23 protein-coding genes, 1 tRNA gene and 1 riboswitch are annotated in these 25,436 nt (G+C 71.7%); of the genes, 17 read left to right on the forward strand and 7 right to left on the reverse strand.

The features are described from left to right. Positions 1 to 9: 9 nt before the first annotated feature. Positions 10 to 807, reverse strand: coding sequence for a tyrosine-protein phosphatase (locus tag ACFULQ_RS08855; RefSeq protein ID WP_383540128.1), 798 nt, complete (start codon positions 805 to 807; stop codon positions 10 to 12). A gap of 204 nt (positions 808 to 1,011) precedes the next feature. Here ACFULQ_RS08855 and ACFULQ_RS08860 point away from each other — a divergent pair, with 204 nt between their 5' ends. From ACFULQ_RS08860 to ACFULQ_RS08875, 4 genes are all read left to right on the forward strand, one after another. Continuing rightward, the gene (locus ACFULQ_RS08860; RefSeq protein ID WP_383540130.1) at positions 1,012 to 3,087 is read left to right on the forward strand and encodes an alpha-galactosidase; all 2,076 of its coding nucleotides are present in this window, start codon (positions 1,012 to 1,014) and stop codon (positions 3,085 to 3,087) included. A 302-nt stretch (positions 3,088 to 3,389) separates the two neighbouring features. Then, positions 3,390 to 3,554: riboswitch (cyclic di-AMP (ydaO/yuaA leader) on the forward strand. A gap of 2 nt (positions 3,555 to 3,556) precedes the next feature. Beyond that, positions 3,557 to 4,522 carry a peptidoglycan DD-metalloendopeptidase family protein gene (locus tag ACFULQ_RS08865; RefSeq protein ID WP_383540133.1) on the forward strand — a complete coding sequence of 322 codons (966 nt, stop codon included), beginning with the start codon at positions 3,557 to 3,559 and terminating at the stop codon, positions 4,520 to 4,522. A 290-nt stretch (positions 4,523 to 4,812) separates the two neighbouring features. Continuing rightward, complete coding sequence (locus ACFULQ_RS08870; RefSeq protein WP_383540136.1) at positions 4,813 to 5,529, forward strand: DUF6250 domain-containing protein; 717 nt, start codon at positions 4,813 to 4,815, stop codon at positions 5,527 to 5,529. A 145-nt stretch (positions 5,530 to 5,674) separates the two neighbouring features. Then, positions 5,675 to 6,460, forward strand: coding sequence for an SGNH/GDSL hydrolase family protein (locus ACFULQ_RS08875; RefSeq protein ID WP_383540247.1), 786 nt, complete (start codon positions 5,675 to 5,677; stop codon positions 6,458 to 6,460). Positions 6,461 to 6,807: 347 nt separating this feature from the next. Here ACFULQ_RS08875 and ACFULQ_RS08880 read toward each other — a convergent pair whose 3' ends face one another. Together ACFULQ_RS08880 and ACFULQ_RS08885 are read right to left on the reverse strand one after the other, a co-directional pair. Beyond that, positions 6,808 to 7,419 (reverse strand): TetR/AcrR family transcriptional regulator, encoded by a 612-nt coding sequence (locus tag ACFULQ_RS08880; RefSeq protein WP_383540138.1) that lies wholly within the window; start codon positions 7,417 to 7,419, stop codon positions 6,808 to 6,810. Between the two features lie 45 nt (positions 7,420 to 7,464). Further along, positions 7,465 to 8,649: a Glu/Leu/Phe/Val dehydrogenase dimerization domain-containing protein gene (locus tag ACFULQ_RS08885; RefSeq protein WP_383540140.1), complete on the reverse strand. Its 1,185-nt coding sequence runs from the start codon at positions 8,647 to 8,649 to the stop codon at positions 7,465 to 7,467. A gap of 176 nt (positions 8,650 to 8,825) precedes the next feature. On the opposite strand from ACFULQ_RS08885, the gene ACFULQ_RS08890 reads away from it, so the two are divergent. From ACFULQ_RS08890 to ACFULQ_RS08915, 6 genes are all read left to right on the forward strand, one after another. Continuing rightward, entirely contained in the window at positions 8,826 to 10,004 is a 1,179-nt protein-coding gene (locus tag ACFULQ_RS08890; protein ID WP_383540143.1) for an MBL fold metallo-hydrolase, read from the forward strand. Positions 10,005 to 10,782: 778 nt separating this feature from the next. Then, on the forward strand, positions 10,783 to 13,923 hold the full coding sequence (locus ACFULQ_RS08895; protein ID WP_383540146.1) for an ATP-binding protein: 3,141 nt from the start codon (positions 10,783 to 10,785) through the stop codon (positions 13,921 to 13,923). Between the two features lie 68 nt (positions 13,924 to 13,991). Continuing rightward, a complete protein-coding gene (locus ACFULQ_RS08900; protein ID WP_123764475.1) occupies positions 13,992 to 14,426 on the forward strand; it encodes a roadblock/LC7 domain-containing protein in 435 nt (144 codons plus the stop codon). Positions 14,427 to 14,428: 2 nt separating this feature from the next. Beyond that, entirely contained in the window at positions 14,429 to 14,800 is a 372-nt protein-coding gene (locus tag ACFULQ_RS08905; protein ID WP_383540250.1) for a DUF742 domain-containing protein, read from the forward strand. Next, complete coding sequence (locus tag ACFULQ_RS08910) at positions 14,778 to 15,377, forward strand: ATP/GTP-binding protein (RefSeq protein WP_383540150.1); 600 nt, start codon at positions 14,778 to 14,780, stop codon at positions 15,375 to 15,377. Before ACFULQ_RS08905 ends, ACFULQ_RS08910 begins: the two co-directional genes overlap by 23 nt. 61 nt (positions 15,378 to 15,438) lie before the next feature. After that, positions 15,439 to 16,020 carry a GAF domain-containing protein gene (locus ACFULQ_RS08915; protein WP_383540152.1) on the forward strand — a complete coding sequence of 194 codons (582 nt, stop codon included), beginning with the start codon at positions 15,439 to 15,441 and terminating at the stop codon, positions 16,018 to 16,020. A 32-nt stretch (positions 16,021 to 16,052) separates the two neighbouring features. Here the strand turns inward: ACFULQ_RS08915 and ACFULQ_RS08920 are convergent, their stop codons facing one another. Next, positions 16,053 to 16,661 carry a GPP34 family phosphoprotein gene (locus ACFULQ_RS08920; protein WP_383540155.1) on the reverse strand — a complete coding sequence of 203 codons (609 nt, stop codon included), beginning with the start codon at positions 16,659 to 16,661 and terminating at the stop codon, positions 16,053 to 16,055. Positions 16,662 to 17,304: 643 nt separating this feature from the next. Here ACFULQ_RS08920 and tdh point away from each other — a divergent pair. The 6 genes from tdh (at position 17,305) to ACFULQ_RS08950 (ending at position 22,133) form a co-directional block, all read left to right on the forward strand. After that, positions 17,305 to 18,333 (forward strand): L-threonine 3-dehydrogenase, encoded by a 1,029-nt coding sequence (gene tdh / locus ACFULQ_RS08925; RefSeq protein WP_383540158.1) that lies wholly within the window; start codon positions 17,305 to 17,307, stop codon positions 18,331 to 18,333. Positions 18,334 to 18,347: 14 nt separating this feature from the next. Beyond that, a complete protein-coding gene (locus tag ACFULQ_RS08930; RefSeq protein WP_383540253.1) occupies positions 18,348 to 19,565 on the forward strand; it encodes a glycine C-acetyltransferase in 1,218 nt (405 codons plus the stop codon). Between the two features lie 54 nt (positions 19,566 to 19,619). Next, a complete protein-coding gene (locus ACFULQ_RS08935; protein ID WP_383540161.1) occupies positions 19,620 to 20,522 on the forward strand; it encodes a LysR family transcriptional regulator in 903 nt (300 codons plus the stop codon). Positions 20,523 to 20,581: 59 nt separating this feature from the next. Then, positions 20,582 to 21,166: a helix-turn-helix domain-containing protein gene (locus ACFULQ_RS08940; protein ID WP_383540164.1), complete on the forward strand. Its 585-nt coding sequence runs from the start codon at positions 20,582 to 20,584 to the stop codon at positions 21,164 to 21,166. Beyond that, a complete protein-coding gene (locus ACFULQ_RS08945) occupies positions 21,163 to 21,696 on the forward strand; it encodes a GNAT family N-acetyltransferase (RefSeq protein WP_383540167.1) in 534 nt (177 codons plus the stop codon). Before ACFULQ_RS08940 ends, ACFULQ_RS08945 begins: the two co-directional genes overlap by 4 nt. Before the next feature lie 71 nt (positions 21,697 to 21,767). Further along, entirely contained in the window at positions 21,768 to 22,133 is a 366-nt protein-coding gene (locus ACFULQ_RS08950) for an MmcQ/YjbR family DNA-binding protein (RefSeq protein WP_383540170.1), read from the forward strand. Here the strand turns inward: ACFULQ_RS08950 and ACFULQ_RS08955 are convergent. Both ACFULQ_RS08955 and ACFULQ_RS08960 read right to left on the reverse strand, forming a co-directional pair. Then, a complete protein-coding gene (locus ACFULQ_RS08955; RefSeq protein ID WP_383540172.1) occupies positions 22,123 to 23,022 on the reverse strand; it encodes a transketolase family protein in 900 nt (299 codons plus the stop codon). The genes ACFULQ_RS08950 and ACFULQ_RS08955 overlap by 11 nt on opposite strands. Before the next feature lie 79 nt (positions 23,023 to 23,101). Next, the gene (locus ACFULQ_RS08960) at positions 23,102 to 23,809 is read right to left on the reverse strand and encodes a transketolase (RefSeq protein ID WP_383540175.1); all 708 of its coding nucleotides are present in this window, start codon (positions 23,807 to 23,809) and stop codon (positions 23,102 to 23,104) included. A 126-nt stretch (positions 23,810 to 23,935) separates the two neighbouring features. Here ACFULQ_RS08960 and ACFULQ_RS08965 point away from each other — a divergent pair. Continuing rightward, a tRNA-Pro gene (locus ACFULQ_RS08965) sits at positions 23,936 to 24,012 on the forward strand. 58 nt (positions 24,013 to 24,070) lie between these two features. On the opposite strand, the gene glyA is transcribed toward ACFULQ_RS08965, so the two are convergent. Further along, positions 24,071 to 25,372 (reverse strand): serine hydroxymethyltransferase, encoded by a 1,302-nt coding sequence (glyA, locus tag ACFULQ_RS08970; RefSeq protein ID WP_383540178.1) that lies wholly within the window; start codon positions 25,370 to 25,372, stop codon positions 24,071 to 24,073. Positions 25,373 to 25,436 lie beyond the last annotated feature (64 nt).

The following is a 25,436-nucleotide window of genomic DNA, read 5'->3' on the forward strand; positions in this document are numbered from 1 at the left end:
CCGTACGCCTCAGTCGAGCAGCCGCTCCCGCAGCCGCTCGCGGATCTCGGGGGTGAGGCCGAGCCCCTCCTCCAGGTACACCTCGACGCTGCCCCAGGTCTCCTCGATGGTCTCCAGGGCCGCCGTCAGATACTCGGCGCGCGCTTCGAACAGCGGGCTGAGCAGCTCCATGACCTCGGGGGAGTAGGCGTCGGCTGAGGTGCTGGTGCGGCGGACCTTGTAGCGGCGGTGCTTGGCGTTCGACTCCAGGTAGTCGGCGACGATCGCCTCGCGCTCCACGCCCAGCGCCAGCAGGGTCACCGCGATCGACAGGCCCGCGCGGTCCTTGCCGGCCGCGCAGTGCATGAGGGCGGGAACGCTGTCCTCGGCGAGCGAGTGCAGCACCTGGGAGTGCTCGCCGGTGCGCTCCTTGATCATCGTGCGGTAGGAGTTGGTCATCCGCGCCGCGGCCTTGCCGTCGCCGAGCAGCTCGCGCAGCTGCTCGATGTCGCCGTCCCGGACCATCTTCCAGAACCAGGTGCCCTCCGCCGGGTCGCTCAGCGGCAGGTTCACATTGGTGACCCCGGGCAGGTCGACGTCCGGACCCTCCAGCTTCTGGTCCGCCGCGTTGCGGAAGTCGAAGATCGTGTGCAGCCCGAGCGAGGACAGGAAGGCCGCGTCGTCCTCGGTGGCGTGCGCGAGGTGACCGCTGCGGAACAGCACCCCGTACCGCACCCGCCGTCCGTCCGTCGTCGGCAGTCCGCCCACATCACGGAAATTGCGGACACCGGCGAGCTCGGGTTCGGTCGACGGGATCTGCTGCGTCACGGGGGCTCCTCCCAGCCGGGCACCGCCGGCGCTGCTCGTCGACGGGCACCTCTCGACGATACGACATGGGTTCCTGGGGCAATGAGTTGTCCACAGGCCTGGCAATCAGTTGTCCACAGCCGTTGCAGCAGGAGCCCACGGCCATTGATGATGTTGGGGCCTGAGTGCACCTGTTGGCACCTGTTCGAATCTGTAAGGAACACCATGCTGGAGATCGCCGAGAACGGCCGTACGTGGATTCTGTCCGGGCCGGCCAGCAGTTACGCCCTGCACCTCACCGCCGAGGACGAGCTGCTGCACCTGCACTGGGGCCCGCGCATCGCCCTCGCCGACGCCGAGGCCCTGACCGACCGCACCCTGCCCGGCTACTGGCCCTTCGAGTCCCAGCTCGACGGGCGCGAGGAGTACCCGGTCGAGGGCGGCCCCCGCTTCACCCGCCCCGCCCTGTCCGTGCGCACGCAGGAGCGGCGGGGCACCGAGTGGGGCTTCGAGGCCTACGACACCGAGGGCGACGAGCTGCGGCTGCGGTTCCGTGACGGCGGCCTGGCCATCACGCTGCACTACCGGATGCGCCATGACGTCCTGGAGCGCTGGGTGACCCTGGACAATGAGGGACCCGACCCCCTGGAGCTGCTGCGCGCCGACTCCGCGACCTGGACCCTGCCCGACCGCGAGGACGGCTGGCGGCTCTCCCAGCTGCACGGCCGCTGGGCCGCCGAGTCCCTGCTCGCCCAGACCCCGCTCACCTACGGCGAGAAGGTCATCGGCAGCCGTCGCGGTCACACCGGGCACCAGCATCTGCCCTGGGTCGCGCTCGACACCGACGCCACCGAGGAGCGCGGCGAGGTCTACGGGGTCGCGCTCGGCTGGTCGGGGTCCTGGCGGATCGCGGTCGCCCAACTCCCCGACGCGCGCGTGCAGATCACCGGCGGCGCCGGCTACGACGAGTCCGGCCTGCTGAGCCTGGCCGGGGGCGAGTCCTTCACGACCCCCGTCTTCGCCGGACTCTGGAGCGACGGCGGCTTCGGCGGCGCGAGCCGGGCCTGGCACGCCTACCAGCGCGCGTACGTCATCCCGGACGCGGAGCAGGACCGGCCCGTGCTGTTCAACTCCTGGGAGGCCACCAACTTCGACATCTCCGAGGAGCAGCAGGAGGCCCTCGCCCGGCGGGCCGCGGCTGCCGGCGTCGAGCTGTTCGTGGTCGACGACGGCTGGTTCGGCACCCGCACGAGCGACCGGGCCGGCCTCGGCGACTGGGCTCCCAACCCCGACCGCTTCCCGAACGGCCTCAAGCCGCTCGGCGACTACGTGCACACACTCGGCATGCAGTTCGGCATCTGGGTCGAGCCGGAGATGGTCAACCCGGACAGCGAGCTGTACCGGGCCCACCCGGACTGGGTGCAGTACCAAGAGGGACGAAAGCGGACGGAGTTCCGCAATCAGCTCGTACTGAACCTCGCGCGCGAGGACGTCCGGGAGTATCTGTGGGAGCAGCTCGACGCCCTGCTGTCGAGCGCCCCGATCGACTACGTGAAGTGGGACTTCAACCGCTGCTTCACCGACGCGGGCTGGCCCGGTGACCCCTACCCGCAGCGGCTGTGGGTGGACCATGTGCGCGGCTTCTACGCCCTGCTGGACCGCTTGCGCGCGGCCCACCCCGGTGTCGCCTTCGAGTCCTGCTCGGGCGGCGGCGGCCGGATCGACCTCGGGGTGCTCAGCCGCACCGACCAGGTGTGGACCTCGGACAACACCGACCCGCTCGACCGCCTCGCCATCCAGCACGGTTTCACTCAGATCCACCCCGCGCGCGTGATGGCCGCCTGGGTCACCGACAGCCCCAACACCCAGCTCAACGACCGGGTCAGCTCGCTGCGGTTCCGGTTCGTCAGCTCCATGGCCGGGGTGCTCGGGGTCGGCGGCGACCTCACGGAGTGGACCGAGGGGGAGCTCACCGAGGCCCGCCGCTGGGTGGAGCTCTACAAGGAGATCCGCCCGCTGGTGCAGCACGGCGAGCTCTACCGGCTGCGGCCTCCGCGGGGCGGGCTGAGCGCGGTGCAGTACGTCCGCGGGGGCGAGGCGGTCGTGCTCGCGTGGCTTCAGGCCCAGCACTACGGGGAACCCGTACCGGCGGTGCGGCTGCGGGGACTCGACCCGACGGCGTCGTACGAATGCCTCGAAACGGGCGAAGTTCACCGAGGGGCCGTATTGCTGCATCACGGACTTCGCACCGGTTTGCGGGGCGACCTGGATGCGGCAGTTCTCCGGCTGCGCCGCATCTAGGGCTTCTGTCCGAATTGCTGGATTCTTTCCAACTCCTCCCGGGGAAAGGGATCCTGTGAATTCGTGACGTGAGGAGCGTCATAACGGTGACGGTGCGTCGCCCGTCATGTTCACGTAATTCGCGTGGTTTCCAAGGCGATTTGCGTCTGTGGCGGGCGTCCGATTCACGCAGGGTGACCGGTAATTCTCATAAGGGATCAACAGGAACGCATTCACGGGGAACCTCTCACTTGTCCCTTTGCGTCTTGCTCGTTTACGTTCGCCACCGATCCGGTCGGACGCCCAATCCTGCCGCCGAACGGATTCCGCACACACTCACCCGTGCACGGCAGGAGCGGGGGACCCACAGGCAGTACCGCCTGTTCCGGTCTCCGGAACAGGCTTGGGGTTTAGTCGCGTCCCGACGCGGCCGGGCATCTCCAGCTCGCACCCGACAGCTCACCTCGCAGGCGCCGGAGAGGGATTCGCCATGCCCGCGAAGGGTAAGCACCGCCGCCCGAAGTCCCAGCGCTTCACCCGCTCGATCGCCGTCGCCGGCACCGGGGGTGCCGCGCTCGCCCTCCCGCTCATGGGGGCCACCGGCGCTCACGCCGCCACCTCGCAGTCCGTGTCGGAAAAGGCCGTTCAGTCGCTTCCGGTCGCGCAGAAGGCCGCCGACAAGTCGGCCGAAAAGACCGCCGCCAAGAAGAGCGCCGCGAAGGCCTCGACCGTGCGCGTCTATTCGGTGCGCGTCGGTGACTATCTCTCGAAGATCGCCGACGAGCAGAATGTCGCCGGTGGCTGGAAGAAGCTCTACGCCGACAATCGCGAGGCCGTCGGTGACGACCCCTCGCTCATCCACCCCGGCCTGAAGCTGTCGATCGGCAAGAAGGCGACCACGGGCAAGGCGAAGACCGGGTCCTCGGCCAAGTCGTCGTCCCCGAAGTCGTCTTCCTCCAAGTCGTCTTCGGCGAAGACGGAGAAGGCGGAGGCGAAGTCGTCGAAGTCGACGGCCGCGACCCGGAGCGCCGCCACCACCAGCTCCAGCGGCTACACCCTCCCGGTCACCGGTGCCACCATCGGCACCGGGTACCGCGTGGCGGGCAGCATGTGGTCCAGCGGTTACCACACCGGTGTCGACTTCGTCGTCCCGACCGGCACCTCGCTGAAGGCCGTCGCCGCGGGCACGGTCGTCTCCGCGGGCTGGGGCGGCGCCTACGGCAACCAGGTCGTCATCAAGCTGAACGACGGCTACTACGCCCAGTACGCCCACCTCTCGCAGCTCTCCGTCTCGGCCGGCCAGACCGTGACCGAGGGTCAGCAGATCGGCCTCTCCGGCGCCACCGGCAACGTGACCGGCCCGCACCTGCACTTCGAGATCCGCACCACGCCGGACTACGGCTCCGACGTGGACCCGGTCGCCTACCTCCGTTCCAAGGGTGTCGCCGTCGGCTGACCCCCGCCCCTGAGCCACCGAAGGCCGGACCCCGATCCCCGGGTCCGGCCTTCGGTGTTGCGTGGGGAGGGGTTCCGCGTGGGTGTCTGCGCGTTCATGGTCCCTTCATTGCGTTCTTGTGGCGGGGGTGCTCGGGGCGTCGACAGGGAGGGGAGGGTGGGGACACAGTGAACTCCGTTGCCGCGTAAGCGCTTTCTGCGGTGAACCGGGCCGCCAGCGACGCCGCGTTCGGCTCCGCCGCGTTCCGCGCTGCCTGCCGCGCCTATCCGACCCGAAAGGAGCCCCCTGACGTGACGACCACCCGCAGAGCCTTCGGAGCTCTCGTCGCAGGTGTCGGCCTGACCGCTCTCGGCCCCGCGGCCGGCGCGAGCGCCTCGCCCCGTCACCGTCGCCTCGTCGCCCACGACGACTTCCGCCACGGTCTCGGACAGTGGGCCGTCGAGCTGGAGAAGGGCGGCACGGTCACCGCGAGGCGCGGGACCCTGGAGGTCGACGTGCCCGCCGGTGCGACGATCTGGTTCAAGCAGCGGCTCGACGGGCCGTACGTCGTCGAGTACACCGCCACGCCGGTATCGGAGGGCGGGGTCAACGACCGCGTCTCCGACCTCAACAACTTCTGGAACGCGGTCGACGTCCGGTCCCCGGGGGACATCTTCGCCACGACCCGCGGCGGGGCGCTCGCCGAGTACGACTACCTCAGGACGTACTACGTCGGCTACGGCGCCAACACCAACACCACGACCCGGCTGCGCCGCTACGTCGGCGAGGCCGGGGTGCGGCCGCTGATCTACGACTACACCGAGCCGCTGCTCGTCGCGAACCGGCCGAACCGGGTGCGGATCGTCTCCGACGGCTCCGGGGTCGAGTGGTGGAACAACGGGCGGCTCGTCTTCGACTACGCCGATCCGGAGCCGTACACGAGTGGCCACTTCGCGTTCCGCACCACCTGGAGCCACTTCCGGATCAATGACTTCCGGGTATGGCGATCGCACCGTCAACAGCCGTGACGAGGGACCTATTCCTTGTTTGGCGAACACTTTAGGAGTGGCTTATCTCACCGACCGTCAAGCCTTTCCTACGGTCGCGTAGGTCACATTCGAAGGTGAATCATGAACTGCTGTGGCAGACGATTCGAAGAATGACAGCAGATCAGTGATCGGGTCGTACGTGGCGGTGGGGGACAGCTTCACCGAGGGCGTCGGCGACCCCGGCCCCGACGGGGCGTTCGTCGGCTGGGCCGACCGGTTCGCGGTGCTGCTCGCGGACCGGCGGCCCGAGGGCGACTTCAGGTACAGCAATCTCGCCGTGCGCGGGAAGCTGCTCGACCAGATCGTCGAGGACCAGCTTCCGCAGGCCGTCGAACTGGCACCGGACCTGGTGTCGTTCTGCGCCGGCGGCAACGACATCATCCGGCCCGGTACCGACCCCGACGAGGTCGCCGAGCGCTTCGAGCGGGCGGTCGCCCGGCTCAGCGAGGCGTGCGGCACCGTCATGGTGACCACCGGCTTCGACACCCGTGGCGTGCCCGTGCTCAAGCATCTGCGCGGCAAGATCGCCACGTACAACGGGCATGTGCGGGCCATCGCCGACCGGTACGGCTGCCCGGTCCTCGACCTGTGGTCCCTGAAGACGATCCAGGACCGGCGGGCCTGGGACGGCGACCGGCTGCACCTGTCTCCGGAGGGCCACACGCGTGTGGCGCTGCGCGCGGGCCAGGTCCTCGGCCTCGAAGTCCCGGCCGACCCGGACCAGGCATGGCCCCCGCTGCCGCCCCGCGGCACGCTGGACGTGCGACGCGACGACGTCCACTGGGCCCGGGAGTACCTGGTGCCGTGGATCGGCCGCCGCCTGCGGGGGGAGTCCTCCGGGGACCATGTGACGGCCAAGGGCGTGCTGTCGCCGGACGACATCAAGACGCGGATCGCTTCGGTGGCTTGAGGACGCTCCACGCGCGCGTGCTTCACGAGAGGGCTCCACGCGTGCGTGCTTCCGGGGACGGTCGCGGTGCGGTGAGGGATCGCGCGCCGTACCCGAGGCTGTGGCGGGGCGCGAGAGGTTGTGCGCGGGGATGCGGGGGCCGAGGCGGGGTGGTGGCGGTGGCTGGGCAGCGAACGAGATCCGCAGCCACCGAGGTCCGGCAGTGCCGTGCCCCGACGCCGAAGAGTTGCTCAGGGGTGCCCGGATCGGTGTCCCGAGTCAGCGAGCCCGGTCGAACAGGCCCGGGTGCCCTTCGGCGATGACGGCGGTCGGCGCCGCGGCGAGGACGCCGACCTCCGCCGGGAGAGCTACGGCGTCAACGCGGGGCGGTCCAGGCCCAGTTCGCGGGTCAGGGCCTCTTCCACCCATTCCTGGGCCCGGGTTCGGGGGACCGCTCCGGCGTAGGACGTCAGTTGCACGGCGAGGCCGTCCAGGAGGGCGGTGAGGCGCAGGGCCGTGGCCTGGGGGTCCGGGCAGTGGAACTCTCCCGCCGTGACGCCTTCGGCGATCACCTCGGCCAGCGCCGCCTTCCAGCGCCGGTCGAGGTCGCGGGTGACCTCCTGGAGGGCCGGTTCGCGCAGTGCCACCGCCCAGCCCTCGATCCACAGCCGCCAGCCCTTGGCCTGGCCCGTCGGGGCGTACCAGCGCACGGCCGAGCGCAGTCGGCGCAGCGCGCTGGTGCGGCGGCCGAGGAGCTTGCGGAGGTGGGCCAGGTCCTCTTCGGCGGCATGGGTGAACGCGGCGGCGACCAGCTTCTCCTTCGTCGAGAAGTGGTACAGCACCAGGGCGTTGCTCACCCCGAGCGCCGAGGCCACGTCGGCGATCCTGACGGCCGCCACGCCCCGCGCCTCGATCTGCTCGATGGCCGCCCGCAGCAGTTCCTCGCGCCGCTCGGCCACCGTCAACCGCACTCTTGCCACAAGGTCACCTTAATCCGTCGCCCGGCGGGACACCGAGCGGCCGGGTCAAGGTGAGCGGTACCAGCCGAACCGCTCCGCGATCACCGGCAGCCGGTCCGCCACCAGCGCGTGCGCGGCGGCGCGCGGCGAGATGCCGTCCGCCTCCGCCCGCGCCAGCAGCTGCTCGACCAGGGCGCGCATGGAACGCCGTAGATGGGCGAAGGCCTCGTCCGCGTCCGCGCCGATGTCGCCGAACAGCGTCCACCACCACCAGGCGTTCGTCCCGGAGTTGACCACCACGTCCGGCAGCACGGTGACCCCGCGCCCGGCCAGCATCTCCTCCGCTGCGGGCAGGACCGGCATGTTGGCCGCCTCGACGATCCAACGGGCCCGGATCCGTGCCTGGTTGCCGGTGTCGATCGCGTACGACACCGCCGCCGGCACCAGCACCTCCGCCTCCAGCGACAGCCAGGCGTCGCCGGGCAGCTCACGGTCGGCGGGACGCAGCACGGAGCGGTCCACGGTGCCGTAGGAGTCCCGGGCGGCGAGCAATGCCTCGATGTCGAGGCCCGCCGGATTGAAGATCGTGCCCTTGATGTCGGCGACGGCCACCACGGTGAGCCCCGCGCGCGTGAGGAAGCGGGCCGTGGCCCCGCCCATGGTGCCGAGCCCCTGAACGGCCACGCGCGTGCCCGGGTACGGCACCCCGGCCCGGTCCAGGGCCGTGAGCACCGACTCGGCGACCCCGCAGCCGCCCGCCAGTTCGTCGAGTCCGATGCCGTCCACCTCGACGGCGAAGGCGTCCGCGAGCCGCCGCCGGGCCGCGGCCTCGTCGTCGAGCAGCGGGTACACCGCCTGGATCGAGGAGACCAGACCCGCCTCCGCGGCCGCCCGGTCCACCAGGTCCTGACTGAGGCCGAGGTCCTCTCCGGTGGTCCAGCAACTTTCGACGTACGGCCGCATGGCGCGCAGGTACCGCACGAGCAGGCCGTACGCCTCCGGGTCCCGGGGGTCGCAGTCGATGCCGCCCTTCGCGCCGCCCAGCGGGACGTACCGCGCGGCGGGGTCGTAGTGCAGGGCCTCCTTCATGGTCATGCCCCGGGCGAGCCCGGTGACCTCGTCCAGCGTGCAGCCGGGGCGCATCCGCAGACCGCCGCTGGCGACGCCCCGCACCAGCCGGTCGACGACCAGGAAGCCGCGCCGGCCGGTGACGTGGTCGGTCCAGGTGAGCGACAGCAAGGGGGTGGTCACACGGGCTCCGGGGGCGATGGACGGTTACTGAACGGGGAGTCAGTATTGGCATCCTGGTCCGCCGTGTCAACGTGGAGCGCTCCCCGGGCGTCTTCACACATGTGACCGGACAGACCCCGGCACTGTCAGTGGGGCGGACCATAATGGATGCCTCAGCTTCTCCCCATGGAGGTACCGTGACCGGTTTCCGTTCCCTGAGCTCCGGGCTCCGCGCGGTGCAGCCCGCGGCCTTCGGTGCGGACCCGAGCGGTGAGCGCATGGCGCGCATCCGCAGATCCCCTCACTTCAAGGACGGCGTCTTCCAGAACCCGGGCGGAAACCCCACGCGGATGCGGCCCGACGCGTCGCCGCTGGACTTCGCCAAGGTCTACTTCGACCGCGACAGCCGGCCCCGGCGGGCTCCCGAAGGCCGGATCCCGGTCCACCCCACGACACTCGCCGACCTGTCCAAGCCCCCCGCCACCGGACTGCGGCTGACCTGGATGGGCCACTCCAGCGTGCTCGCCGAGATCGACGGCAGGCGGGTGCTGTTCGACCCCGTCTGGGGTGAGCGGTGCTCGCCCTTCCCCTTCGCCGGGCCCAAGCGGCTGCACCCCGTGCCGCTGCCGATCGCCGCGCTCGGGCCCGTCGACGTGGTCGTGATCTCCCACGATCACTACGACCACCTGGACATGCCCACGATCAAGGCACTCGCCGGGACGGACACCGTGTTCGCCGTGCCGCTCGGCGTGGGAGCGCACCTGGAGCACTGGGGGGTGTCCGCGGACCGGCTGCGCGAGCTGGATTGGCACGAGTCGACGCAGGTCGCCGGGCTGACGCTGACGGCCACACCGGCCCGGCACTTCTGCGGGCGCGGGCTGCGGCAACCCCAGCACACGCTGTGGGCGTCCTGGGTCGTCGCCGGCGAGGAGCACCGGGTGTACCACAGCGGTGACACCGGGTACTTCGACGGCTTCAAGGACATCGGCGCGGCCTTCGGGCCCTTCGACGCCACCATGATCCAGCTCGGCGCGTACTCGGACTTCTGGCCGGACATCCACATGACCCCCGAGGAGGCGCTGCGGTCCCATCTGGACCTCCAGGGCGGGGACGCGGCGCAGGGCGTGCTGCTGCCGATCCACTGGGGGACGTTCAACCTGGCCACGCATCCCTGGGCGGAGCCGGCCGACCGCACGATGCTGCTGGCCCACAAGGCCGGGGTCGCGATGGCTTCGCCCCGGCCGGGTGAGCCGTTCGAGCCGGCGGCGGTTCCGGTGGTCGACCCCTGGTGGCGGGCGGTGGCCAAGGCACCGGCCGGCGGATGGGACGCGCTGCCCACGGTCACGGGTGAACCGGAGGCCGTGCTTGAGGGGTGACGGCTGACGGCTGACGGCTGACGGCTGACGGCTGAGCGCCGCTGGTCGAGTGCTTCGCGGGGTGGTGTGGGGGTGTCGGGTGGTCGCGGCGGGCGATGGTTCCGCCGGGGGCGCGCGGCACCCCTTCGTGCTGCGCTCCTTCCGGTATGTGGGGCGTGGGGCGTGGGTGGGCCATGTGGGGCGTGGGGTGTGGGTGGTGCCGTTTCGGGGCGGGGCGTTGAGGGCTGACGGACACGTTCAGTGACGGTGGGGAAGGCTTGGGCCAAGGCTCCGGAGGGGCTTCCGGGGGCGGTCGTACGCGGAAAAGCGGCTGATGTGATGACCGGGGCGTGCGTGTGTCCCGAGGGTCGGCCGTGCGTTGCTGACCGCATCTGACCAGGGATGATCGGAATTCACTCGTTCGAGGGTGCCCTGTTGGTCGGGTTGTCGGTCTGTCGTGCGAGGCCTCATACCAGAGAGGGACGCTCCCCGGGGGAGTTTGTCAACTGCCGCTCGCACATGATGCGTTGGCGACTACTGTGAGTGTCCGCCGGGCGACGAGGGGTTGAAGTATTCGGTTCTCTCGACCGGTACGCCACGACGCATGCCCACGGCACACCGCCGCGGGGGCGGGGAGGAGGGAGGGGAGGCGCCGGTGACCGACGAACGCGCCGCCGCACCCACCCCCGCGCCCCCCGCCCGGCAGCCCGCAGGGGCGCGCGCCGCGGCCCGCCGGCCCGGGCGGGTCAGCCCGGGGCCCACCGGCCATCAGGACCGACGGACCACTACAAGGACACCGATGTCTCACCTCCGTGCACCGGCCGCGCGCGCAGACCGCCGTGAGGGCGGGCGGCACGGGCGGCAGGTCGCCCGCCCCGCACCCTCGCTGCCGGAGACGCATATACGGCCCCAGTTGTTGCGCCTGGCCGTGCTCCCGCCGATCGCGGTCGCCCTCAGCGGCTGCGCGGCCGTCCTGTTCACCGTCCGCTCCACCGGGGCCCGGCCCGGCCTCGTCCTGTGGTGCGTCCTCGGCGGCGCGGTCTCGGTGACGCTGGCGGGGATCCTGATCGCCGCGGTGGCGGCCGACCGAGCCGCCAGCACGGTGAGCGACCGGGTCGGCGACCTGCGCCGCAGCAGTGCGCGCCGCGAGGCCGATCTGCGGGCGCTGGTCGAGGGGTTGCGGCGCGGGGAGGTCCCGCCGGGGCGGGCTCCGCGCAGCGGTCCGTCCGACGACGCCGACGACTTCGAGCTGCTCGCCGCGGACCTCGCCCGGGCGCACGACGGGGCCGTCACGGCTGTCGTCCAGGCCGCCCAGCTCTCCAGCCAGGCCGGCAGCGAACAGAAGCTGGAGGTGTTCGTCAATCTCGCGCGGCGGCTTCAGTCGTTGGTGCATCGGGAGATCTCGATTCTCGACGAGCTGGAGAACGAGATCGAGGATCCCGACCTGCTCAAGGGGCTCTTCCACGTCGACCACCTCGCGACCCGGATCCGGCGGCACGCCGAGAACCTCGCGGTGCTCGGCGGTGCCGTCTCGCGTCGGCAGTGGAGCAACCCCGTCTCCATGACCGAGGTGCTGCGCTCGGCGATCGCCGAGGTCGAGCAGTACTCGCGGGTCAAACTGGTGCCGCCGATCGACGGCACGCTGCGGGGGCACGCCGTCGCCGACGTCATCCATCTGCTGGCCGAACTCGTCGAGAACGCCACGGTGTTCTCGGCGCCGCACACCCAAGTGCTGCTGCGGGCCAACCTCGTGACGTCGGGGCTCGCGGTCGAGGTCGAGGACCGTGGACTGGGTATGCCGGTCGCCGAACAGCACCGGATGAACACGCTGTTGACCGACCCCGATCAGGTGAATGTGGCCAGCCTGCTGGCGGACGGCCGCATCGGATTGTTCGTGGTGTCGCAGCTCGCCAAGCGGCACGGGATCCATGTGCGGCTCCAGACCAACATCTACGGCGGGGTGCAGGCGGTTCTCGTCGTACCTCAGGTGCTGCTGGGGTCGGCGCCGGGGGCGCTGGGCGCGCAGTCGCCGGAGGGGGCGGGGACGGCCGCGGTTTCCGGCATCGGGGTGCCGCCGCGGAGTCCTGGCCAGCTGCGGCCCGGCCACGAGGCACGGCACCGGGGAGCACCTGCGGAGCTGCGTCCCGGGGGCGAACCGGGGCGGCGTGAGGCCGGGGGCGGCGCGGCGACGAACCGCAACGGCCACGTGACGCCTATGGCGAGGGGCGGCGGGGCGGGGGCCCAGGGTGCGGGGAGTGCGGTTAATGGGCGGGGGGCGGCGGCTGAGGCTGAGGCCGGGAGTGAGGGGGGCGGGCCTGGGCGCGGTGGAGGTCCGTCGAGTGGTGGGGGGCGTGGGGCAGGTGGTGACGGGCGTGCGTCGGGCATTGGTGGGCGTGGGTCTGGGGGAAGCGGGCGTGCGGCGGACGCTGGTGGCCGTGGGGGAGGTGTGGCCGGGGGCGTCGGGGCGCCGGCGGGCGGTACGGACGGTGGCGGGGCTGCCGCTCTCGGGGACCAGAGGACTTCGCTGGGCGGTGACGCGGGTGTGTCGCACGGCGGTGGGCTGAGTTCCGGTGGGAGCGATGCCCTGTCGAGCGGTGGGTCCTCTCTGAACGGTGGCTCGGGGGCGTTGGCCGGCGGGGCTGTGCTGAAGCAGGGCCGGTTCACGTCGGAGGGCGGTGGCTCGGGGACGGATGGGATCGGGTCGGCTGCCGGGGGCAGCGGAGCTGGGCCGAACGGGATCGAACCGGGGGCCGTCAGCAACCGGGGTGTGGCGGATGGGAGTTGGCAGTCGCCTGGCGGCAACGGAGTTGTGCCGGGTGGTGTCGCGTCCTCGGCCGGTGGCAACGGAGTTGTGTCGGGTGGTGTCGCGCCCTCGGCCGGTGGCAACGGAGTTGTGTCGGGTGGTGTCGCGCCCTCGGCCGGTGGCAACGGAGTCGTGCCGGACGGTGGCGCGTCCTCGACCGGTGGCAATGCAGTGGGCGCAAACGGGGCCGGGCTGTCGGCCGGTGACTACGCGGTGGGCGCCGACAAGGCTGGGTCGTCGGGTGGTGGCGGCGCAGTGGACGCCGGCAGGACGGGGCCTTCGGCCGGTCGCGACCGGGCCGGGCAGGGGGCTCGTTCCGGGCGGCCCGCGCCGTTGCCGGTGCGTGGCGCGCGCGGTGGGCGGCCCAATCCCGCCGAGGCCGTGCCCGGGATCAGGCCCGGTGATCGGCCGCTGGTCGCGGAGCACGTGGTCGCGCCTCCCACCCCGCGAACCGGGACCGTGCGGGGCACCATGGGCAAGCCACAACTGCCCCGGCGCCGCGCCCAGGAGCACATCGTGCCCCAACTGCGCGGCGGGCCCGCGCCCCGCCAGGACCCCGAGTACCTCGCCGGCCACGACCCGGGACTCATGGCGGCCTTCCAACGCGGCATCAGCCTCGCCGAGGCCCAGCAGCACCTGGAGTCGGCCCCCGGTGAATCGGGACCGGCAGTGCCTGTGGCTTCGACCCACACGGAGTCCGAGCACACCGGCCGGTCGGTGCCCGGCCACATGGGTCCCGAGCACACCCTGTCCAGTCACAGCTTGGATTCCAGCCCCGTGGGCCCGGCGCACACCTCGTCCGGTCACACCATGGAGGCCGGCCTCCCGAGCTCCGCGCATACGGCGTCCACCCACAGCGAGTCCGGTCCCGTGGGCTCGGCGCACACAGCGCCCGGTCACATGGAGTCCGGTCCCGTGGGCCTGGCATACACAACCTCCGCCTCCCTGGAGTCGCGTCCCGTTCCGGCCCCCGATCCCTCTGCCGCGTTCGACTTCGACTTCGGGCATGGCACGGGTCGTACAGATGCCGCCGCACCCACGACCGGGTCCGCTTCCGCAGACGTGACCCCCATGGAGCGGCCCCACATATCCGACCGCACCACCCCCCGGCACGACGGGAGCGCACCCGCCGGATGAGCATCCCCGCGTTCACCCCACCCCCCACCGCTCCCGCAGACCTTCGTACCTCAAGGAGTCGATCCACCATGGCGAGCGAAGCGCCGACCGGCCATGTATCCGACCTCGACTGGCTGATGAGCGGCCTCGTGCAGCGCGTGCCGCACACCAGCAGCGCGGTCCTGCTGTCCTGCGACGGGCTCGTGAAGTCGGTCCACGGCCTCGATGTCGACAGCGCCGACCACATGGCCGCACTGGCCTCCGGCCTCTACTCCCTCGGCCGCAGCGCGGGCGCCCGGTTCGGCGACGGCGGAGACGTCCGCCAGGTCGTCGTCGAACTCGACTCGACGCTGCTGTTCGTGACCACCGCCGGCTCCGGCACCTGTCTCGCCGTCCTGGCGGGACGCGAGGCCGACGCCGCCGTGCTCGGCTACGAGATGGCGATGCTCGTCAAGAGCGTCCGCCCCTACCTGGTGACCGCGCCCCGGCAGCACGCCGTCGAATCCCCGGCGATGAGGCCTTGAGCGTGGCGGCGGCCGGCGACGGGCCCTGGCTCGACGACGCGGCCGGGCGGCTGGTGCGGCCCTTCACGGTCAGCAACGGCCGCACCCGGCCGTCCATCGCGCTCGACCTCCTGTCGCACGTGCGGGCCACCGGGGTCACCCCCATCGGCTACCTCGGCCCCGAGCACGCGCAGGCGCTCGACCTGTGCCGGTCGACCGTCTCGGTCGCCGAGGTCGCCGCCCATCTGAAGCTGCCGGCGGTGGTCACCAAGGTGCTGCTGTCCGACCTCGTCGACTGCGGGGCGCTGACCACCAAGCCCCCCGAGTTCACCCACAACCCGACTGACCGGGCTCTTCTGGAGGCAGTGCTCGATGGACTACGACGACAGCTCTGACCCCTTCCCCACCGCACTGAAGATCCTGGTGGCGGGAGGGTTCGGGGTAGGCAAGACGACCTTCGTGGGCGCGGTCAGCGAGATCGCCCCGCTCAGCACGGAGGAACTGCTCACCACGGTCAGCGCCGCGACCGACTCTCTCGACGGGATCGAGAACAAGGTCGAGACGACGGTGGCCATGGACTTCGGACGCATCACGCTCGATCCGGAACATGTGCTCTACCTGTTCGGCACACCCGGGCAGGAGCGGTTCTGGTTCATGTGGGACGAGCTCTCCGAGGGCGCGCTCGGCGCGGTGATCCTCGCGGACACCCGCCGACTGGAGGACTGCTTCGCGGCGGTCGACTTCTTCGAACAGCGCGGGCTCGGGTTCATCGTCGCGATCAACGAGTTCGACGGCGGGTACCGCTACGACCCGGAGGAGGTCCGCGTCGCCATCGACCTCCCGCCGGAGATCCCGATCGTGCGCTGCGACGCCCGGATCTCCAGTTCGGGTGTGCAGACCCTGCTCACCCTCGTCCGCCATCTCATCGCCCACAGCCCGGCGCCCGCGCCGAGCCATGGCGCCCACATGTGACCCTCGCACACACCGCCACGGAGCCGCATATGACCGACGTCCACAGCGACGGAAGCCGCCCATGAGCTACGACCCACCACGCCCGGCCGGTCGGCTCTTGCTCACCCCGGAGGACAAGGAGGCCCCGGACCGGACGCGAAGGCTGCGTCTGCTGGGGCTCGGGGAGCATCCGGAGCCGGCGCTCGACGCCTTCGCCGAGCGGCTCGCCGAGCGCACGAGGGCGCCGTACGCCATGGTCAACTTCATCGGTGAGCAACGGCAGTTCTTCGCCGGTCTCAGGATTCCCGCCGCTCGCCCTCCGGCCCCGGCGGACGGCGCCGAGGCCAAGCCGGAGGTGGGCCGCTACATGGAGCGCGACCATGGGTTCTGCCCCCATGTGGTCGTCCGGCGCAAGGCGCTGGCCCTGGAGGACGTCCGCGACTACCCGCGTTTCGCGGGCAACCCGGTGGTCGACGAGTTCGGCATCCGGTCCTATCTGGGCGCACCGCTCATCGACTCCACCGGGATGGTCCTCGGCACCGTGTGCGTCGAGGACGTGCAGCCGCGGACCTGGGGGAAGTCCGGCCTGGAGACCATCAAGGCGTCGGCGGCCGAACTCGTGGCGCGGCTGGAGCGGAGGGAGTCCGACGGGTTCCCGCTGTGAGCGTCACAGGGAGGGGCACCCGCCTGTGAGCGTCACACCCCTCCGCGCCAGACGTTGTCGAAGGCGGAGCTCTCGATCGCCCGTCGCTGCCGGACGGCCTCCAGCTCCATCACCGCGTCCCCGACGGCGGCCAGCACGGTCGTGACCACCTCTCCGACGACGTTCTCGTCGAACTCCGGTTCCTTCTCCGCCACCCCGGCGGCGGCGGTCAGGGCGGCGAAAATCGGCTCGCCCGACGCCCGGCGTTCCTCCGCGGCGCTGCGGGCCGGGGAGTCGACCGGCACCGTGCGGCCGGAGAGCAGCGGGAGGCGACGGCCGCGCGGGCGGCTGGTCAGCCCGATCTTCTCCAGGTCGTGGACGTAGGCCGAGGCAAGCTCGCGGCCCCGGCGCCACAACCAGTCCTCCACCGTCTCGTAGGGCTCCTGCCGGACGAGCGACGCGCTGGCCTCGTCCAGCAGCCGGTCTCCCGTGGCCGCCTGCGGGCCCGGCACGATCCGGTCTTCGTCCAGGGTGATCGCCCCGGCGTCCAGGAGGTCGAGCACCTCGGCCGCCGCGAGCGCGAGCGAAAGATCGCCCTGCTCCACGGAGCGGCCGGAAGCCACGTCCAGAGCGACGATCGCGAGGTCCCGTGCGGTGGTCATGAGCGGCTCCAGGTCAGTCGGCCGAGTGCGGGGCGAGGGCGTCGGGACCGCGGTGCGCGGACCTGGCCCCCTCGGTCGATTCTCTCCGCGATCGGCCCGCGATGACCATGTGATGCGGGAATCCGCCCCGGAGGACGACGGTCGCCGCGGCCGCGCTGCTGGAGCGGACCGACGTCCTCCGGCGCCGCATGAGCCGCCTCGCGGGTTCGCACGCGGTCCGCCTCGGCGCGTCGACTGGCTTCCGCCGGGCTGGATTTCGCGTACGGCGGCGGTGGCCGGGATGAGTGGCCGGGCGGTCGCACACACCATCCGCGCGGTGCCGCGCTGCTCCCCGCCGGAGATCGACTTTCGCGCGCCGGACCAGGTCGGGCGGGGGTGGCCACCTCGGCCCCGAAACCCCGGACGGCCCCGAAACCCCGGACGGCCCCGAAACCCCGGACGACCCCGAAACCCCGGACGCCCCGCTCCCCGCCCGCGACCAGCACGCCCGGCCGGACTGACCCCGCCCCCCCACGGCGAGCCTCGCGTGCCCCAGGCGTGAAGCGGAGCTGTGGCACCGCTTAAGAAATCCTCGATGGACCAGGACCGTGTCGTACGGCAGATTGCTTGCGTTCCCACCCCTCGTACCCACAGGAGCCGTAGCGTGAAGGCGCTGGTCAAGGAGAGGGCCGAGCCCGGGCTCTGGCTCGCGGACGTCCCGGAGCCCGCCGTCGGACCCGGCGATGTGCTGATCAAGGTGCTGCGCACGGGGATCTGCGGCACCGATCTGCACATCCGCAACTGGGACGGCTGGGCGCAGCAGGCGATCCGCACCCCGCTCGTCCTCGGGCACGAGTTCGTCGGCGAGGTCGTCGACACCGGGCGCGATGTCACGGAGATCCAGGTCGGGGACCGGGTGAGCGGTGAGGGGCACCTCGTCTGCGGGAAGTGCCGCAACTGTCTCGCCGGGCGGCGGCACCTGTGCCGGGCCACCGTCGGCCTCGGCGTCGGCCGGGACGGGGCCTTCGCCGAGTACGTCGCCCTGCCGGCGGCCAATGTGTGGGTGCACCGGGTTCCCGTGGAGCTCGACGTGGCCGCGATCTTCGACCCGTTCGGCAACGCCGTGCACACCGCGCTGTCCTTCCCGCTGGTCGGGGAGGACGTGCTGATCACCGGGGCCGGCCCGATCGGCCTGATGGCGGCGGCCGTCGCCCGGCACGCCGGTGCCCGCAACGTCGTGATCACCGACATCAGCGAGGAGCGCCTGGAGCTGGCCCGCAAGATCGGGGTGAGCCTGGCACTCAATGTGGCGGAGGCTCAGATCTCCGACGGGCAGCGGGAGTTGGGGTTGCGCGAGGGCTTCGACATCGGCCTGGAGATGTCCGGGCGGCCAGAGGCGCTGCGCGACATGATCGCCAACATGACGCACGGCGGCCGGATCGCGATGCTGGGGCTGCCGGCCGCGGAGTTCCCCGTCGACTGGGCCCGGATCGTCACTTCGATGATCACCATCAAGGGCATCTACGGCCGTGAGATGTTCGAGACCTGGTACGCGATGTCGGTCCTCCTGGAGGGCGGACTCGACCTCGCCCCCGTGATCACCGGCCAGTACGGCCACCGCGACTTCGAGGCGGCGTTCGCCGACGCGGCGAGCGGCCGCGGCGGCAAGGTCATCCTCGACTGGACCAACTGACCAAGGGACCCATGATGTTCGACTCCGTGCGCGACGACCTGCGCGCCACCCTCGACGAGATCCGCGCCGCCGGCCTGCACAAGCCCGAGCGCGTGATCGACACCCCGCAGTCCGCGACCGTGAACGTGTCCTCGGGCGGTCGTCCGGGCGAGGTCCTCAACTTCTGCGCCAACAACTACCTCGGCCTCGCCGACCACCCCGAGGTGGTCGCCGCCGCCCACGAGGCGCTGGACCGCTGGGGCTACGGCATGGCCTCGGTCCGCTTCATCTGCGGCACCCAGGAGGTCCACAAGGAGCTGGAGGCACGCCTGTCCGCGTTCCTCGGGCAGGAGGACACGATCCTGTACTCCTCCTGCTTCGACGCCAACGGCGGTGTCTTCGAAACCCTGTTGGGCCCCGAGGACGCGGTGATCTCCGACGCGCTGAACCACGCCTCCATCATCGACGGCATCCGGCTGTCCAAGGCCCGCCGCTTCCGCTACGCCAACCGTGATCTGGCCGATCTGGAGCGGCAGTTGAAGGAGGCCGCGGGCGCCCGTCGCAAGTTGGTCGTCACCGACGGCGTCTTCTCCATGGACGGGTACGTCGCACCGCTGAAGGACATCTGCGACCTCGCCGACCGCTACGACGCCATGGTCATGGTCGACGACTCGCACGCCGTCGGCTTTGTCGGCCCCGGCGGTCGCGGCACCCCCGAGCTGCACGGCGTCATGGACCGCGTCGACATCATCACCGGCACCCTCGGCAAGGCCCTCGGCGGGGCCTCCGGCGGATACGTCGCCGCCCGTGCCGAGATCGTCGCCCTGCTGCGTCAGCGCTCACGGCCGTACCTCTTCTCGAACACGCTCGCCCCGGTGATCGCCGCGGCCTCCCTGAAGGTCCTGGACCTGCTGGAGTCGGCGGACGACCTGCGGGTGCGGCTGCGTGAGAACACGGCCCTGTTCCGCCGCCGGATGACGGAGGCGGGCTTCGAGATCCTCCCCGGCGACCACGCCATCGCCCCCGTGATGATCGGCGACGCCTCCCGGGCGGGCCGGCTCGCGGAGCTGCTGCTGGAGCGCGGGGTGTACGTGATCGGGTTCTCCTACCCGGTGGTACCGCAGGGCCAGGCACGGATCCGTGTCCAGCTGTCGGCCGCCCACTCGACCGAGGACGTGAACCGCGCGGTGGAGGCCTTCGTGTCCGCCCGCGCGGAGCTGGAGGGCTCGACCCACGCGGAGCTCGGGGGCTGAGCGGGCCCGAGAGGCGAGCCGGAGCACACGGGTGCATTTGAGACAATCGATCCCATGATCGAAGCGCGGCGGCTCCACATCCTGCGTGCGGTGGCCGACCACCGCACGGTGACGGCGGCTGCCGCCGCGCTGTACCTCACGCCCTCGGCGGTCTCCCAGCAGCTGACGGCCCTGGAGCAGGAGACCGGCCACCGGCTGGTCGAGCGGGGCGCGAAAGGCGTACGGCTGACTCCGGCCGGCGAGATCCTGCTCGGGCACACCAACGCGGTCCTCGCCCAGCTGGAGCGGGCGGAGGCCGAACTCGCCGCGTACGGCGCGGGGGAGGCCGGCACCGTCACCGTCGCCTCCTTCGCGACCGGCATCGCCCTGGTCGTGGCCCCCGCGGTGACCCGGCTCGCCAGGACGGCCCCCGGCATCCATCTGCGTGTCCAGGACGCCGAGGGCGACGCCAGCCTGCCGATGGTGCTGGACCGGCAGGTCGACGTGGCGGTCGCGGTGGAGTACCGCGGGGCCCCGCCCGCCGACGACCCCCGCCTGGCCCACGTGCCCCTGTACGCCGAGCCCTTCGACGCGGTCGTCCCGGCCGGCCATCGGCTCGCCGACGCGGGCGAGGTGCCCCTGGCGGAGCTCGCCAAGGACCTGTGGATCGGCCCCTACCCGGGCAACCCCTGCCACGACGTGGTGGTCCTGGCCTGCGAGAACGCCGGTTTCCAGCCGCGACTGGAGCACTCCTCGGACGACTTCCGCGCGGTGGTGGCCCTGGCGTCGGCGGGCGCCGGCGTGGCCCTGGTGCCGCGCTCGGCGCTGCGCGGGATGGACCTCGCGGGGGTGGTCGTACGACCGGTGGACGGCGCGGCCCCGACGCGGCGGGTGTTCGCGGCGGTGCGCCGCGGGGCCGAGACGCATCCGCTGATCCGGCCGGTGCTGGAGGCGCTGGGCGAGGCGGCCGGGGCGTAGCCGGCGACTGAGAGCTCGCGGAAACCTCCGTGTTTCATATCGGGGATATCGTCCCGGATATGAAACGCGATGTGGTCGAGAGCGAAGTGGACTCCGTCGATGTCCGTCTCGCCGCCCGGCTCGCCGGGTTGCGGGCCGAACGCGATTGGTCCCTGGGGGAGTTGGCGGAACGCAGCGGGGTCAGCAAGTCGACGCTCTCGCGGGCCGAGCGGGCCGAGATCAGTCCGACCGCCTCCCTGCTGAACCGGCTGTGCGGGGTCTACGGGCGGACCATGTCGCAGCTGCTCAGCGAGGTCGAGGCCGAGCCCTCTCCGGTGGTGCGCGGCGCCGAGCAGACGCTGTGGGAGGACCCGGCCTCCGGGTTCGTACGACGGTCCGTGTCCCCGCCGCACCCCGGCCTGCGCGGTGAACTCGTCGAGGGACGCCTCGCCGCCGGTGCCGACATCTCCTACGACCGCCCGCCCGTACCCGGTCTCGAACAGCACATCTGGGTGCTGGCGGGCGCGCTCGACGTCACCGCCCAGGGGGTCGAGCACCACCTCGATGCCGGGGACTGCCTGAGGCTGCGCGTGTGGGGAGCGACCCGGTTCCGCTGCACCGGCCCCGACCCGGTCAGGTATGTGCTGGCGGTGGTGCTGCCGTGACCGTCACCCGCCTGGACGAAGCCCAACTGACCGGCCGTATCGACGAGTTGGCCGAGCTGCTGGTCGACACCGTGGACGGCGGTGCCTCCATCGGGTTCCTCGCGCCCCTCGACCGGGCCGCGGCCGTCGCCTGGTGGAAGGAGCGCGCGGGTGCGGTGGCCGCCGGTCGGCTGGCGGTGTGGGCGGCCTGTGACGGGCAGCGCGTGGTCGGCACGGTCAGCCTGGCCTTCCCCGACAAGCCCAACTCCCGCCACCGCGCGGAGCTGGTCAAGCTGATGGTGCACCGGGACGCCCGCGGGCGCGGCCTCGGACGCACGCTCCTCGGCCTCGCGGAGGACGCCGCCGTCGCGACCGGCATCACCCTCCTCCACCTCGACACCGAGACCGACAGCCCCGCCGAGCGTCTCTACGGCTCGGCCGGCTGGACCCGGGCCGGGGTCATCCCCGACTACGCGGCCGATCCCGGCGGACGGCTGCGGCCGACGACGCTGTACTACAAGCGGCTGGGCGCGACCGCTCCCGCCACCTGAAGTTCCCTCCGGACGAGTGGGCGGCCGTTCCCACCAGGTGATTGTCAGTGCGGGCCGATACGGTGCCTGTCATGCCGGACGCCGAAGACGTACGCCGTATCGCCCTGTCCCTGCCGGACACCACGGAGAAGATCGCCTGGAGCATGCCCACGTTCCGGGTCGCGGGCAAGATGTTCGCCACGCTGCCCGAGGACGAGACCTCCCTCGCCGTGCGCTGCCCCAAGGAGGAGCGCGACGAACTGGTGCTGGCGGAACCGGGGAAGTTCTGGATCGCCGACCACGAGGCGCAGTTCGCGTGGGTGCGCGCCCGCCTCACCGCGATCGAGGACGAGGCCGAACTGCGGGACATCCTCGCCGACTCCTGGCGGCAGGCGGCCCCGTCGCGACTGCTCGACGCGTATCCGGAGCTGGGGCTGCCGGACGCGCCTAGGGGGTGAGGAAGCCGCCGATCCGCTCCCGCAGCGACCGCGCGTCCAGCCCGTGCGCACGGACATGCTCCTCGACCGTTCCGTACCGCCGCAGCTCCCGGCGCCCCACCCCGAGGCCCAGCACCCGGTGCGGTACGTCGGCCAGGGCGTCGTTCGCCGCCGCCGTCGAGGTGCCCGCCAGATACGGCTCGACCAGGACGACATCGGTTCCCGCGGTCCGCGTGGCCCGGCGCAGCGCGGCCGCGTCGAAGGGCCGTACGGTCGTCGCGTACAGGACGGTGAGGTCGAGGCCCTCGGTGGCGGCGAGCACGTGGTCGAGCATCGGCCCGACGGCGACCACGACTCCCGAGCGTCCCTCGCGGACGGTCCGGAACCCCTCGCCGTCGACCGGGCGCCCCTCCCGGTTGGCCTGGAGGGACAGCCGTACGTAGACCCTGTCGTCGCCCGCCGCGACGGCGTGCCGCAGCAGGGTCTCGGCCTCGTCCGGGTGCCCGGGCACATGGACGGTCCAGCCGTCGAGGGTGTCGAGGAGGGCCACGTCCCCGGGCGCCATGTGCGTGTAGCCGCCGGCGGGCCAGTCGAAGGAGGCCGCCGCGCTCACCAGGACCGCGCCCGCCTCCTGGTGCCCGAGGTCCAGCTTGACCTGCTCGAAGGGCCGCTCCACCAGGAAGCTGGCGAAGGTGTGCAGGACGGGCCGCAGCCCGGTCAGTGCCAGCCCCGCGCCCGTGCCGACGAGGAGCTGCTCGCGGATGCCGACGTTGACGACCCGGTCGGGATGGCGGCGGGCCGCCTGGGCGAAGCCGTCCCTGCCGATCTCGGCGAGGACGACGGCGACCCGGGGATCCTCGTCGAGCAACCGCGAGACGACGGCGGTGAATCGGTCACGCATGGTGTCCATGGGAGTACGTACCTCTTTTCGGGAGGAGCGGTGGAGACCCGGCGGCCTCGGAGACATGGAGCTCTGAAGCAGGGGAGGCTCAGGCGGACTTCGGCTCGACCCGGGCCACGACCACGTGCGGCCGCCCCGGATGCGGGGCCGTGAAGGCGGCGTGCAGCGCCTCGTGGTCACGGCCGTCGACCGTGACGGCGGACCAGCCCGCGGCCTCGAACCGGGCCGCGATCCCGCCCGGCCTGGCGTGGCCGGCGGAGGAGTTGTCGACGACGACGGTGTGCAGGCGCTCCAGCCCGGCGGGCCCGGCGAAGGCGATGGCCTCGTGGTTGCTGCCCTCGTCCAGCTCGGCGTCCCCGATCAGCACCCACACCCGCGGCTCGTCCAGGCCCTGGGCGCGCAGGCCGAGGGCCATGCCGACGCCGATCGGCAGTCCGTGCCCCAGCGAGCCGCTGCCGATCTCGGCACCGGGCACCAGGACCCGGTCGGGGTGGTGGCCGAGCGGGGAGTCGTACGAGCCGAAGCCCGGCAGCCAGTCCACGGGCACGAAGCCCTTCGCGGCCAGCACCGCGTAGTACGCCATCGGTCCGTGCCCCTTGGACAGCAGGAACCGGTCCCGCCCGGGGTCGTCCGGGTGCTCCGGGCGTACCCGCAGGACACGTTCGTAGAGCACCCACAGCACGTCCAGGGTGGAGGTCGCCGCCGGTCCGTGCTTCTCGTCGCCCGTCATCAGGCCCATGAACCGGGGCAGGTCCTCGTAGTCGTACGTGCGTCCGCGTTCCTCGGTGATCGTCATGCGGTCGACCGTGCAACCTCGACCAAACTTGAGGTCAAGCGGGAAAGGGGTGCGCGACCATCGACCCGAGTGCGGTATGGTTTCTTTGCGCGTTCGGCCGGGGGAAACCCCAGGTCAGACGGGCACCGGGACGTGGCGCAGCTTGGTAGCGCACTTGACTGGGGGTCAAGGGGTCGCAGGTTCAAATCCTGTCGTCCCGACCAGCTTCACGCAGGTCGGAGGCCGTTTTCTCAGGAATGGGAAAACGGCCTTTCTCGTAGGTCAGTCCAGCCCGGTGCCGTCCGCGTAGAGAGGGAAGGCCGCGGCGAGTTTCTCGACCCGCCTGCGCAGTTCGTCCTCGGGGCGTTCGCCCTTCAGGGACTCCGCGATGATGTCGGCGACCTCGCGGAACTCCACCTCGCCGAAGCCTCGGGTGGCCAGGGCGGGTGTGCCGATACGCAGGCCCGAGGAGACCATCGGCGGTCGGGGGTCGAAGGGCACCGCGTTGCGGTTGACGGTGATGCCGATGCGGTGCAGCCGGTCCTCGGCCTGCTTGCCGTCCAGCTCGGAGTTCCTCAAGTCGACCAGGATCAGATGGACTTCGGTGCCGCCGGTCAGGACGGTGATGCCGGCCTCGGCGACATCGTCGGCGAGCAGCCGGCCGGCGAGGATCTTCGCACCCCGCAGCGTGCGCCGCTGGCGCTCCCTGAACTCCTCCGAGGCGGCCACCTTGAAGGCCACCGCCTTGGCCGCGACGACATGCTCCAGCGGTCCGCCCTGCTGACCCGGGAAGACCGCCGAGTTGATCTTCTTGGCCAGGTCGGCCCGGCTGAGGATCACACCGCCGCGCGGGCCGCCGAGCGTCTTGTGGGTGGTGGTCGTGACGACGTCGGCGTACGGCACCGGGTTCGGATGCAGTCCCGCGGCCACCAGTCCGGCGAAGTGCGCCATGTCCACCATCAGGTAGGCGCCCACCGCGTCGGCGATCCGGCGGAACTCGGCGAAGTCCAGCTGCCGGGGATAGGCCGACCAGCCCGCGACGATCATCTTCGGCCGGTGCGCGAGGGCGAGCTGCTCCACCTCGTCCATGTCGACGCGCAGGTCCGACTTGCGCACGTGGTACGGCACGACGTCGTACAGCTTGCCCGAGTAGTTGAGGCGCATGCCGTGGGTCAGATGCCCACCGTGGGCCAGGTCGAGCCCCAGGATGGTGTCGCCGGGCTGCAACAGGGCGAACATCGCGGCCGCGTTGGCCTGGGCGCCGGAGTGCGGCTGGACGTTCGCCGCCTCGGCGCCGAAGAGCTCCCTGACCCGGGCGATGGCCAACCGCTCGATGACGTCCACGTGTTCACAGCCGCCGTAGTAGCGACGGCCTGGGTAGCCCTCGGCGTACTTGTTGGTCAGGACCGAGCCCTGGGCCTCCATGACCGCGGCCGGGGCGAAGTTCTCCGAGGCGATCATCTCGAGGGTGGACTGCTGGCGGTGCAGCTCGGCGGCCACCGCGGCGGCGATCTCCGGGTCGAGTTCGCCGAGCGGGAGGGAGAGGGGGGAGGTGGGCGTGGTGAGCGACGTACTCGTTGCCATCTGTGCACCATCCTGAGAGCCAACTCATGGGCAACTGATATATCAACCTCTGGGGTAAAGTATG

Source organism: Streptomyces sp. NPDC057253, assembly GCF_042669125.1.
Classification (GTDB): Bacteria; Actinomycetota; Actinomycetes; order Streptomycetales; family Streptomycetaceae; genus Streptomyces.